This is a genomic window from Promicromonospora xylanilytica (assembly GCF_054782895.1).
In genome coordinates this window covers 15,621-27,252 of record NZ_BAAGRP010000071.1, presented here as the reverse complement: position 1 = coordinate 27,252, position 11,632 = coordinate 15,621, and the positions used below count along the sequence as shown (strand labels likewise).

At 71.6% G+C, this 11,632-nt stretch carries 11 protein-coding genes; 6 read left to right on the top strand and 5 right to left on the bottom strand.

Going from position 1 to position 11,632, the window contains the following annotated elements; genetic code table 11:
- Positions 1-42 precede the first annotated feature (42 nt).
- Together ACYVK7_RS21110 and ACYVK7_RS21105 are read right to left on the bottom strand one after the other, a co-directional pair.
- Positions 43-1,086 (bottom strand): glycoside hydrolase family 5 protein, encoded by a 1,044-nt coding sequence (locus tag ACYVK7_RS21110; RefSeq protein WP_460889681.1) that lies wholly within the window; start codon positions 1,084-1,086, stop codon positions 43-45.
- 96 nt (positions 1,087-1,182) lie between these two features.
- Positions 1,183-2,442 carry an NAD(P)/FAD-dependent oxidoreductase gene (locus ACYVK7_RS21105; RefSeq protein ID WP_460889750.1) on the bottom strand — a complete coding sequence of 420 codons (1,260 nt, stop codon included), beginning with the start codon at positions 2,440-2,442 and terminating at the stop codon, positions 1,183-1,185.
- 194 nt (positions 2,443-2,636) lie between these two features.
- Between ACYVK7_RS21105 and ACYVK7_RS21100 the strand changes: the two genes are divergently transcribed.
- From ACYVK7_RS21100 to ACYVK7_RS21090, 3 genes are all read left to right on the top strand, one after another.
- Entirely contained in the window at positions 2,637-4,034 is a 1,398-nt protein-coding gene (locus ACYVK7_RS21100) for an amino acid permease (protein WP_460889680.1), read from the top strand.
- Between the two features lie 75 nt (positions 4,035-4,109).
- Positions 4,110-5,372, top strand: coding sequence for a metallophosphoesterase family protein (locus ACYVK7_RS21095; RefSeq protein ID WP_460889679.1), 1,263 nt, complete (start codon positions 4,110-4,112; stop codon positions 5,370-5,372).
- Positions 5,373-5,393: 21 nt separating this feature from the next.
- The gene (locus ACYVK7_RS21090) at positions 5,394-6,107 is read left to right on the top strand and encodes an MOSC domain-containing protein (RefSeq protein WP_460889678.1); all 714 of its coding nucleotides are present in this window, start codon (positions 5,394-5,396) and stop codon (positions 6,105-6,107) included.
- Positions 6,108-6,175: 68 nt separating this feature from the next.
- On the opposite strand, the gene ACYVK7_RS21085 is transcribed toward ACYVK7_RS21090, so the two are convergent.
- Positions 6,176-6,652 (bottom strand): DUF6194 family protein, encoded by a 477-nt coding sequence (locus tag ACYVK7_RS21085; RefSeq protein ID WP_460889677.1) that lies wholly within the window; start codon positions 6,650-6,652, stop codon positions 6,176-6,178.
- Between the two features lie 42 nt (positions 6,653-6,694).
- On the opposite strand from ACYVK7_RS21085, the gene ACYVK7_RS21080 reads away from it, so the two are divergent.
- A complete protein-coding gene (locus ACYVK7_RS21080; RefSeq protein ID WP_460889676.1) occupies positions 6,695-7,498 on the top strand; it encodes a MerR family transcriptional regulator in 804 nt (267 codons plus the stop codon).
- Between the two features lie 15 nt (positions 7,499-7,513).
- Here ACYVK7_RS21080 and ACYVK7_RS21075 read toward each other — a convergent pair whose 3' ends face one another.
- Together ACYVK7_RS21075 and ACYVK7_RS21070 are read right to left on the bottom strand one after the other, a co-directional pair.
- The gene (locus ACYVK7_RS21075) at positions 7,514-8,005 is read right to left on the bottom strand and encodes a PH domain-containing protein (protein ID WP_460889675.1); all 492 of its coding nucleotides are present in this window, start codon (positions 8,003-8,005) and stop codon (positions 7,514-7,516) included.
- A gap of 34 nt (positions 8,006-8,039) precedes the next feature.
- Positions 8,040-8,708, bottom strand: a complete 669-nt coding sequence (locus ACYVK7_RS21070; RefSeq protein WP_460889674.1) for a histidine phosphatase family protein — start codon at positions 8,706-8,708, stop codon at positions 8,040-8,042.
- A 122-nt stretch (positions 8,709-8,830) separates the two neighbouring features.
- Between ACYVK7_RS21070 and ACYVK7_RS21065 the strand changes: the two genes are divergently transcribed.
- Positions 8,831-10,678, top strand: coding sequence for an FAD-dependent oxidoreductase (locus tag ACYVK7_RS21065; protein WP_460889673.1), 1,848 nt, complete (start codon positions 8,831-8,833; stop codon positions 10,676-10,678).
- Positions 10,671-11,627, top strand: a complete 957-nt coding sequence (locus ACYVK7_RS21060) for a dioxygenase family protein (protein WP_460889672.1) — start codon at positions 10,671-10,673, stop codon at positions 11,625-11,627. The genes ACYVK7_RS21065 and ACYVK7_RS21060 overlap by 8 nt, the downstream gene beginning before the upstream one ends.
- Positions 11,628-11,632 lie beyond the last annotated feature (5 nt).

Genomic DNA, 11,632 nt, shown 5'->3' with positions numbered 1-11,632 from the left:
TATGTTGACACCCGTCGATACAGGACGCAAGCACCCACGCCGTCAGTCGAACACGCGCGCCCGCACCGAGGTCTCGGCCAGGCCGTCAGGTCCGGTGATCACCCGGTTGCCCCACGAGGTCCGCTGCGCGGGGTCGAACCCGGTCACCATGTCCAGGTACTCGACGCCGCCGCCGTTGCCGCTCCAGGACCAGGCGAACCAGCCGATCCCCTGGGACCGGGTGTACGACATGATCGTGTCCTCGTCGGGGTTGCCGTCGGAGTGGTCGTGCCCGAACTCGCCGACGATGATCGGCAGGCCCTGGCTCGTGAAGGCGTCGAGGTAGGAGGTCACCTCGGCGGCGGTGTCGTACACGCCGTACATGTGCACGGAGAACACCGTGTTGCCGTCGGGGTCGGCGGCGAGCACGTCGGCCGCGGAGTCCCGCATGATGCCCTGCCAGTCCTGGCCCCAGGACGGCGCGTCCACGACGATCGTGTGCTCGAACCCGGCGTCACGCAGACGCTGGATCGCGGCGCTCGTGTCGGCGGCCCAGCTCGCGTTGACCGCGGCGTCGTTGCCGTAGGGCTCGTTGCCGAGGTTGACGAGCACGCGGTCCTCCGTGCCCTGGAGGACCGGCAGCAGCGAGATCCAGTAGTCCGCCGCCGTGTCGAGGGTGCTGGCCGCGGCCTCCTCGCCGTAGCCGGTCGTGTCGTGGTCCTCCAGCACGCAGATCAGCCGGTTCTCCTCGCACAGGCCGACGACGCCCGCGACGTCCTCCGGGCCGTTGCGCGTCCAGCGCGTCCCGTCGCTGAGCACCACGCGCACCGCGTTGGCGCCGGCGGCGGAGATCTCGGCGAACGACCCGGTCTCCCCGGCGTACCAGGTGTGGGCGTGGCTGATGCCGCGCAGCAGCAGGGGTGATCCGTCGCCCTCGACGAGCCGGCCGCCCGAGACGTGGAGGCCGACGGCGTTCGGGGCGTCTGCCTCGGCGCCGCCGTCGGGAGCCGCGGGTGCCGCCGCGCCCGCCGGCTGGCCGAGCAGCGGGACGAGCAGCAGGCCGAGGATCGCCGCGGCCGCGGAGGTGGTCGCGCGGATGGGTCTCATGGTGCCTCCCCTTCGAGGTGTACGTGCCGGTACGACGCTCGAAGCGTCCCCGCGCGGGTGCGCGAGGAGCCAGGGGGTGAATCGCTTAACGCGCCGTCAGACGCCGGGCTTGGGCGGGCGGACCGTCGGCACGTCGCCGACGATCGGGATGGGCCTCCGGTGGAACGGGAAGCCATAGCGGGTGACCAGGCCGGCGAGCGTCGTGACCCGGTTGCGGGGTCCGATCAGCGACATGATGTGCACGAACAGCCAGACCAGCCAGGCCAGACCCTTGGTGATCCGCAGCGGCTTGCCGCCGGGCAGGTTGATCTCGGCGATCGCGGCGCGACGCCCGATCACCGCCATCGTGCCCTTGTCGACGTACTGCAGCTCCTGCACCGGGCCGCCCGCCAGCAACGCCGCGATGTTGCGGCCGACCACCGTGCCGCCCTGGATGGCCGGCTGGGCCAGCTGCGGCAGGTCGGCGGGCGAGACGGCGATGTCGCCGGCGGCGAAGACGCCCGGCAGGCCCTCGACCTGCAGGTCCTCACCCACCTTGATGCGGCCGCCCTCGTCCTGCGGCAGGCCCCACGCGGAGACCTCCTCGTGGGGGTGCACGCCCGCGGACCAGACGGTCAGGTCGGCGTGGATGCGCGTGCCGTCGGTGAGGACCACCGCGTCGCGCTCCACGGCGGCGACACCGGCGCCCAGGTGCAGCGAGACACCGCGCCGGGACAGCTCCTTGGCCGCGTAGGCGCGCAGCTCGGGCGCGAAGGCCTTCAGGATCTCGCCGCCGCGCTGGACCACCTTGACCTCGAACGCGTCGCCGTGGATCTCCGGGTAGGCGGGAGCCAGGCCGGCGGTGCGCAGCTCCGCGAGCGCCCCGGCAACCTCGACCCCGGTCGCGCCGCCGCCCACGACGACGACGCGGAGGCCGTCGTCGACCCGCTTCGACTTCGCCGCCTTCTCCAGCCGGATGAACAGGTTGTCGCGGATGCGCATGGCCTGCGACCGCGAGTACATCGGGAACGCGTACTCCTTGGCGCCGGGCGTCCCGAAGAAGTTGGTGGTCACGCCGGCCGTCACGACGAGGTAGTCGTAGCTGACCCAGTGGTCGTTGAGCAGGCGGATCTTCTTGGCCTGGTGGTCCGCCTCGACGAGGTGCTCGTGGACCACGTGCACGTTCTTCTGCTTCAGTCGCAGGCCGCGCAGGAAGTAGGTGACGTCGCCGGGGTTCAGCCCGCCGGTCGCCACCTGGTACAGCAGCGGCTGGAACGTGTTGTAGACGCGGCGGTCGATCAGCGTGATCCGCACCGGGGCGTCCCGCAACGCCTTGACCACCGCCATGCCCGCGAACCCGCCGCCCACCACGACCACGTGCGGCAGCGGCTCGGGGTGGCCGGTCAGCGGCGTCTCGAGGCCGTAGTCCTCCTCCTCCACGGCGTGGTTCTCACCAGCGTGCGCGGGGGTGGGTGCGGAGTCGGTCACGTGCAGAATTCTCTCACCGGGGGTGCCGCACTCACATCCGCAGCGGCCCGGGCACGCCTCCGCTCGGGTTACCGTGGTCGGTCGTGAGCACTACCGACGACCTGAGCCAGCAGCTCGCCCACGGGCTGCGCCCCCGGCACCTGACGATGATGGGCCTGGGCTCCGCCATCGGGGCGGGGCTGTTCCTGGGCTCCGGCCTGGGCATCGCGGCGGCCGGGCCCGCCGTCCTCCTCAGCTACGCGATCGCCGGCGCGATCGTGGTGCTCGTCATGCGGATGCTCGCGGAGATGGCGTCCGCGCTCCCGTCGAGCGGCTCCTTCTCCGTGTACGCGGAGGCGGCGTTGGGCCGCTGGGCCGGGTTCCTGATCGGCTGGCTGTACTGGTTCACCATCGTCATGGTGCTCGGCGTCGAGGTGACGGGCGTGGCCGGCATCGTGCACGGCTGGTGGCCCGCGGTGCCGCAGTGGGTCGTGGCGGCGGCCATCGTCGCCGTGTTCGGCGCGATCAACCTGGTGGGCGTCCGCCAGTTCGGCGAGGCCGAGTTCTGGTTCGCGACCATCAAGGTCGCGGCGATCGTCGGGTTCCTGGTGCTGGGCCTGCTCATCGTGGTCGGCGTGGTGCCGGTGTCCGGGAGCGTCCTGGGGGACTGGGCGGCGAACGGCGGCTTCGCACCGGAAGGCCTGCCTGGCATCGCCGCCGGCCTCCTCACCGTCGTGTTCGCCTTCGGGGGCATCGAGATCGTCACGATCGCGGCCGCAGAGGCCCGCGACCCGCGTTCGGCGGTGGCGACGGCCACCCGCACCATCCTCTGGCGCATCCTGTTCTTCTACGTGGGCTCGGTGGCCATCATGGTCGCGCTGATCCCCTGGACGGACGCCGCCCGCCTCGAGTCGCCGTTCGTGTCGGTGCTGGAGATGGCGGGGTTCGACGGCGCGGCGCGGCTCATGGAGGTCGTCGTGGTGCTCGCGCTGCTGAGCGCCTTCAACGCCAACGTCTACGCGACGTCCCGCATGCTCTTCTCGCTCGGCGGTCGCGGTGACGCGCCGACGGTCGCGACCCGGGTCTCCCGCCGCGACGTGCCGTGGGTGGCGGTGCTGGTGTCGGTGTTCTTCGGCGTCGTCGCGGTGCTGCTGAACTACCTGCTGCCCGAGTCGCTGCTCGGCGTGCTGCTCAACGCCGTCGGCTCGGCGCTGCTCGTGGTGTGGCTGCTGGTCGTCGTCTCGCAGCTGCGGCTGCGGCCGCGGCTCGAGGCCGCAGCCGCGGAGAGCGGCGAGCCGCTGCGTCTGCGCGCCTGGGGCTATCCGTGGCTCTCGTGGGCCACGCTGGTGGCGCTCCTCGCCGTGGTGGGCCTCATGCTGTCCGACTCCGCCGCCCGGTCCCAGATCGCCGCGACCACCGGACTCGTCGTGGTCATCCTGGTGGTCTACGCGATCACGCGCGCGGTCCGGCGGGCGGGGGCGGGCGAGCGAGCCGAGCGGTAGGCGTTCAGCAGACCGTCATCGGGGGTCCACCCGCCGGTCGGACGGCCGCCAGCCGGGCCTCCGATCGTCGTCGGCATGAGCGAGCAGATTCCCGGCGGCATGCCGGGCGAGACCGACCCGGCGGCCAGCGACCTGACCGGCAGCGACCTGGCGCAGACCGCCGAGGGCGGCGTGGACCGCCGGACGTTCCTGTCCCTGAGCAGCCTCGGCGCGGCGGGTGCCGCGACGGCGGTGGCCGCCGGCGGCGCGGCACCGGCGGAGGCCGCCCAGCTCACGCAGCACCCGCAGCGCGGGCTGCGGTTCGGGCGGGACGGGAAGTTCAAGATCGTCCAGTTCAACGACACGCAGGACGACGAGAAGATCGACCGCCGCACCCTCGAGCTGATGCGGGCGGTGCTCGACGACGAGCGCCCCGACCTCGTGATCCTGAACGGCGACAACATCACCGGCGGCTGCGACACCCCGCTCGAGATGCGCCAGGCGATGAACAACGTGGTGCAGCCGATGGAGGAGCGGGAGGTGCCGTGGGCCATCACCTTCGGCAACCACGACGAGGACTCGACGCCCGACAGCGGCCTCGACGAGGCAGACATGCTGGCCTTCTACCGGTCCTACCGCTACAACGTGAACGGCCCGACGGCGCGCGGCGTGACGGGCCAGGGCAACTCGAACCTGCTGATCGCGGGCAGGAACGGCCGGCCCGCGTTCAACCTCTGGCTGCTCGACTCCGGGCGCTACGCCCCGGAGACGCTGGCCGGCCAGGACTTCGAGGGCTATCCCACGTGGGACTGGCTGCGGATGGACCAGGTCAAGTGGTACTACGACACCTCCGTGCAGATCGAGCGCAAGGCCGGGCACGTGGTCCCGGCGCTGATGTTCATCCACATCCCGCTGTGGGAGTACCGCTTCATGTGGTTCGGCTCGGTGGACGGACGTACCGACGCCGACCACGAGCGGGGCAAGGCCCGGCACGGCATCGAGGGTGAGCGCAACGAGGAGGAGTGCCCGGGACCGTTCAACTCCGGCATGTTCTCGGCGATCCAGCACCGTGGCGACGTCCGCGGCGTCTTCTGCGGTCACGACCACGTGAACACGTACTCGGGCGACTACTACGGCGTTCAGCTCGGCTACGCGGGAAACACCGGGTTCGGCACCTACGGCCTCTCGGGCGCCGAGCGGAACCGGCTGCGCGGAGCACGGGTCTACGACCTCGACGAGTCGGTGGACGGCGTGCTGGCCGGTACGCGCATGCGCTTCGCCGGCGAGTTCGGCATCGACCTCACGGCGAACGACCAGTGGATGGACCCGCTGCCCCTCCCGGACGGCAAGCGGGTGTGACGGGGGTGAGAGCATGTGCGCATGCCTGAGCTCCTCGCGGTCTGCCGCGTTCACGTCCTGCTTCCAGACGCCGGCACCGTAGGAGTCACCGCGATCGACAAGCGTCCCGTCGAGGGGCGCGTCAAGGTCCGGCCCCTCGGGCTGTACGCGGACCTCCAGGCGGACCGCAAGGACCACGGCGGCCCCGACCAGGCGGTCTACGCCTACGCGCAGGAGGACGCCGACTACTGGTCGGCCGAGCTGGACCGCCCGGTGCCGCCCGGCCTGTTCGGCGAGAACCTCCGCGTTCGTGGGCTGGACGTGAACGGTGCGGTGATCGGCGAACGCTGGCGGATCGGCTCCACGCTGCTCGAGGTGACGCAGCCGCGCGTGCCCTGCCAGACGTTCGCGCGCCGGCTCGGCGAGCAGCGCTGGGTGCGCCGGTTCACGCAGGCGAACCGCACGGGCGCCTACCTGCGCGTGGTGGAGAACGGCGAGATCGGCGCCGGCGACACCCTCGACGTCGTGCAGACGCCGGTGCACGGAGTGACCATCGAGGACTGGTTCGCCGCCCGCTACGGCGTCGTGCGCGACGAGGACCTGGCGACGAGCGTGCGGTCCGAGCGGGCCGGCGAGAAGGACGCCGCCGACCCGCACACGCTCGAGAAGCTCGCCCGGCGGCTGCTGGACGCGCACGCCGTGGGCGAGATCCGGCTGAGCGCCGACATGCTGCGCCGCAGCGAGCAGGCGGCCTGATCCGCCCCGGCGAGAACGGGCTCGTGCTCGTCCGAGCGGCTGCTGCGACCACGGCCCCGTGCTGGGTCTCAGTGCCGGCGATCGAACCGGACGCGGGCGGCGGCGTGCGCCTCGCGCAGGAGGCGCAGCACCGTGCCGACCGTACGCGGTCCGGGGTTCACGACGCAGACCCAGTCGGCGTTCCCGTAGACCGGGTGCGGTAGCACGACGTCGTCGGCTGCGTGGTCCACAGCGGCGTCCGCGCCGTGCCCGCCGCCCTGCCCGGTGAGCGTCCGGAACGACGCGCGGCCGACATGGATGTTCACGCGCCACCGGCCGGGCATGTCGAGGTCCGACTCGGTGTCGTCCGGGTAGTTCTTGGTGACGACGGTCCCGTAGGGCTGCACGGTCCTGGGCATCTCGCCGTCCGGTGAGTAGTAGAAGAATGCGTCACCCCAGGCCAGCTCAGGAAAATTCGGGTCGCCGACGGCAGGGGCCACGACGAGGGAGCCCTCGAGCCGCGCGACGGTGGCGACGATCCGGTCGATACTTGTCCCGGTGTTCATGCTTCAAGCATCACCTTCAAGTGCTTATGTGGGGTTGTGCGCATGACGCGAGAGATCCGCCCGCTCCGTACCGCCGACGTCGCGCGGGAGTCGGGCTACTCCGTGCAGCAGGTCCGCGACCTGGAGCGCCTGGGTGTGCTCCCGCCTGCCACCCGTGCGGCCAACGGCTACCGGACCTATACGGCCCGCCACGTCCAGGCACTGCGTGCGTACCGAGGCCTCGCGCGTGCGGCCGGGCCCGTGGCCGCCCGCCGTCTCCTCGCCAGCCTCTTCGCCGGGAGCACGCCCGCCGGGAGCACGCCTGCCGTGGAGGGCACCCCACCCCGGACCACGCCCCTCGCCGACGCCGCCGCCGCGATCGGCGCCGTGCACGTGCAGCTCGCACGCGAGCGCGACGAGGCGCTCCGTGCGCGGCGGGCGTTGCGCGCGATCCAGGCCGAGGCCGTGTCCGAGGACTCGGAGGTACTTCCGGCGCCGGACGCCGACCCCATGACCATCACGGAGCTCGCAGCCGCCCTCGGCGTACGTACCTCCACGCTGCGGTTCTGGGAGCAGGAAGGGCTCGCCGTCCCGGATCGGGTGACCAGCCTGCGCGCCCGTCAGTACCGTGCCGGGGCGATCCGGGAGGCACGCGTCGTGGCCGCCCTGCGCGGCAGCGGGTACGGCATCCCGGCGGTGCGGGACGTCGTCTCGACGCTGCGCCAGGTCGACGGGATCGCCGAGGGGGTCGCCGAGGCCGAGCGGATCCTCGACGTCCGTCTCGATCAGATCGCCGGCCGGACCGTCGACCTGCTGCGGGCCGGCTCCGACCTTGCCGCCGTCCTGGAGCCCGACCCTCCGGAATGACCTCCCGGACCGGCCTCAGTCGTCGCTGAGCTGCTTGCCCTGCCGCACCAGGTCCTGCAGGGCGCGCTGGACCGACTCCACGTCGGGCACGTCGTCGAGCACCATGCCCGGCTGGTCGGTCCCGTCGGAGATCACGAGCGTGCCACAGCCCCAGATCCGGTCGCTGAGCTGCTTCTCGAACGTGACGTTGTTGATCCGGTAGAGCGGGATGTCCCGGCCGGTCTGCGTCAGGATCCCGGTGCGCAGCGCGACGCGCTGGTTGGTGATGATGTAGCGGGTCGTGCGCCAGCGCAGGAACGGCGCGGCGGCGGCCGCCAGGCCGAGCACCACCAGCACGAGCGTCGCGAACCAGAGCACGATGCCGTCCACGGGAAGCGGCAGCACCCACACCGCGACCAGGACCGCCAGCAGCAGCAGGAGCAGCAGGACCGGCTTGATGACCTTCTTCGGGTGGGTGCGGAGCTGCATCACGATGGTCTCGCCGTCGGCGAGGTGCTCTTCCCTCATTCCGCGAATACTGCCTTACCGGGGTGACCGGGATCTACTGCGCGGCCAGGTTCCATCCCTCGATGGTGCGCAGGTTGTGCCCGTACCCCAACAGGCAGACGGCAGCGGTACCCAGCTCGAACCGGGAGCCGAGCCGCGGGTCCACGCCGAGCCAGACGGTGGCGAGCACGCGCAGCAGGTGGCCGTGCGCGACGAGCAGCACGTCGCCGCCACCGTCCGGCCCGGTCCGGCCCGCGAGCGTCTCCTCCGCCCGCGCCACCATCCGCGCGGCCCGCACCGCCACCTGACCCAGCGTCTCGCCCTCGCGCCCGTCGCCGTGCTCGGCCGACGGCGGCAGGATCCGCACCCCGTCGTCGAAGATGAGGAACTCCCGCCCGAGCTCCTCGGAGACGTCGGCGGAGGTGCGGCCGTCGACAGGCCCGTAGTCCCACTCGGCCAGGTCGTCGTCCACGATCGCGTCGGGGTAGCCAGCCAGCTCCGCGCTCCGGCGGGCCCGGAGCAGCGGGGATGTGTAGACGGCCGCGAACTCGTAGTCGGCGAGGATCGTTCCGGCGACTCGTGCCTGTTCCTCGCCGGCCGTGGTGAGCGGCAGGTCGGTGCGCCCCGTGTGCTGCCCGCTCGCGCTCCACTCGGTCTGACCGTGCCGCAGGAGCACGAGCTGTGGGTCGCGCGAGGGCTTGAGCGGGGTCGGCTGGGCAGGCATGTGACGAGCATCCTGCGTCCGGCGGTGACACGCACCTCTGCTCGTCGCCCGCACCAGAACTTTCTGCGAAATATTACTGGTTTGCCCTTTTCTGGACGGTGGTCTCACGCCATCCTGTGCTCATGCCTGAGTTCGATGACGGTCAGCCCGAGACCGCACTGCCCAGCACCGCCGCCACCAGCACAGGAACCGGTACCGGGACCGCCACCGACGTCGTCGTCGAGACCGACGTGCTGGTCGTCGGCTCGGGCCCCGCCGGCTCGTCGGCGGCTCTGTTCCTCTCCAGCCTCGGGGTCAGCAACATCATGATCACCAAGTACCGCTGGACGGCGAACACGCCCCGCGCGCACATCACCAACCAGCGGACCATGGAGATCTTCCGCGACCTGGGCATCGAGGACCAGGTCCTCGCCGACGCCACGCCGCACGAGCTCGTGGGCGACACGGTGTTCTGCACGACGATCGCGGGAGAGGAGATCGGCCGCATCCTCACGTGGGAGACGCACCCGGCCCGCGAGGCGGACGCACGGCTCGCCTCGCCGTCGCTCACCGTGGACATCCCGCAGACCTACCTGGAGCCCGTCCTGGTCAAGAACGCGACCCAGCGGGGCACGCAGTCGCGGTTCTCCACGGAGTACCTGAGCCACACCCAGGACGACGACGGCGTGCGCACCCGCGTGCTCGACCGAGTCACCGGCACGGAGTACACGATCCGGTCGAAGTACCTGATCGGCGGCGACGGCGCGCGCTCCCAGGTGGCCGCCGACATCGGCCTGCCGTTCGAGGGCGCCATGGACATCGCCGGCTCCATGAACATCACGTTCAAGGCCGACCTCACCCACCTCGTGGGTCACCGCCCGTCGGTCCTGTACTGGGTCCTGCAGCCGGGGTCCGACGTCGGCGGGATCGGCGCGGGCCTGGTCCGCATGGTCCGGCCGTGGAACGAGTGGCTGATCGTCTGGGGCTACGACATCGCGGGCGACCCGCCACAGCTCGACGACGCCGCGGCCGCCGACATCGTGCGCCAGCTCGTCGGCGTCGACGACCTGGACGTCGAGATCACGGGCTACTCGCTGTGGGGCAACAACCAGATGTACGCGACCCACCTGCAGAAGGGCCGTGTGTTCTGTGCCGGCGACGCCGTGCACAGGCACCCGCCGAGCAACGGGCTGGGCTCCAACACGTCGGTCCAGGACTCGTACAACCTGGCGTGGAAGATCGCGGCGGTCCTGAACGGCCAGGCGGCGCCGTCGCTGCTGGACACGTACTCGACGGAGCGTGCGCCGATCGCCGAGCAGATCGTGCTGCGGGCGAACAAGTCCGGCGGCGAGTTCCGGTTCATGGAGGTGCTCGGCGTGCTCGACGCCGAGACCCCCGAGGCGATGCAGGCCGCCATCGACGAGCGCAAGGCCAACACGCCGGCGGGCGAGGCCAAGCGCAAGGCCCTCGTCGAGGCGATGGACCTCAAGCACTACGAGTTCAACGCGCACGGCGTGGACATGGGCCAGTTCTACGAGTCGGCCGCCGTCGTCCCGGACGGTTCGCCCCAGCCCCTGGACGAGCGTGACCCGGAGCTCTACTACAAGCAGTCCACGGTCCCCGGGGCGCGGTTCCCGCACGTGTGGGTGGCGGACGTCCACGGCTACAAGCGCTCGACCCACGACCTGGTGCCGTACGGGCAGTTCACGCTGGTCACCGGTATCGCGGGCGAGGCATGGGCCGACGCCGCCGCGAAGGTCGGCGAAGAGCTGGGCGTGCCGCTCGAGGCCGTGGTGATCGGGCCGGGCCGCGACGTCATCGACACGTACTACGACTGGGCGAGGATGCGGGGTGTCGAGGAGTCGGGGGCGATCCTCGTGCGCCCCGACTCGCACGTCGCGTGGCGTGCGCAGACGCTTCCCGGCGACCCGGCAGGGGAGCTGGGCGACGCGCTGCGGTCGGTGCTCGGCCGGAGCGAGCAGGATGCCTGAGCCGGTCCCGGACCCCGCCGCCGCCGCCGAGCAGGCAGCCGCCGAGCAGGCCGCACGCGAGCAGGAGCTCACCGACCAGGTGGTCGCGTCGTTCGCGGGCGCCGACGACGAGCGGCTGAGGGCCGTCATGCAGGCCCTGACCCGGCACCTGCACGCGTTCCTGCGCGAGGTGCGCCTCACCGAGGACGAGTGGGCCAAGGGCATCGAGTTCCTGACCGCCGCGGGCCACATCACCGACGACAAGCGGCAGGAGCTCATCCTGCTGTCCGACGTGCTGGGCGCCTCGATGCAGACGATCGCCATCAACAACGAGGCGTACGGAGGCGCGACCGAGGCCACGGTGTTCGGGCCCTTCTTCGTGGACGACGCCCCGCGCATCGACAACGGCGGTGACATCTCCGGCGGTGCGACAGGTCAGCCGTGCTGGGTCGAGGGCACGGTCACCGACACGTCGGGCAACCCGGTCCAGGGTGCCCGGATCGAGGTGTGGGAGGCCGACGAGGACGGTTTCTACGACGTCCAGTACGCCGACGACCGCACCGCCGGCCGCGCGCACCTCTTCTCGGACGCCGACGGCGGCTACCGGTTCTGGGGTACGACGCCGACGCCGTACCCGATCCCGCACGACGGTCCGGTCGGCGCGCTGCTCGCGGCGTCGGGCCGCTCGCCCCTGCGTGCCGCGCACCTGCACTTCATGGTGAGCGCGCCGGGTCTGCGGACGCTCGTGACCCACATCTTCGTGCGCGGCGACGAGCTGCTCGGCGCCGACTCCGTGTTCGGGGTCAAGGAGTCGCTCGTCATGGACTTCCAGGAGCAGCCGGCGGGCACGCCGACACCGGACGGCCGCGCGCTCGACAGCACGTGGTCCCGCACCCGCTTCGACATCGTCCTGGCCCCCGCGGACCGGCACCGAACACCCTCAGGCTCTTCTTCTACCGACTTGGAGTGACGACG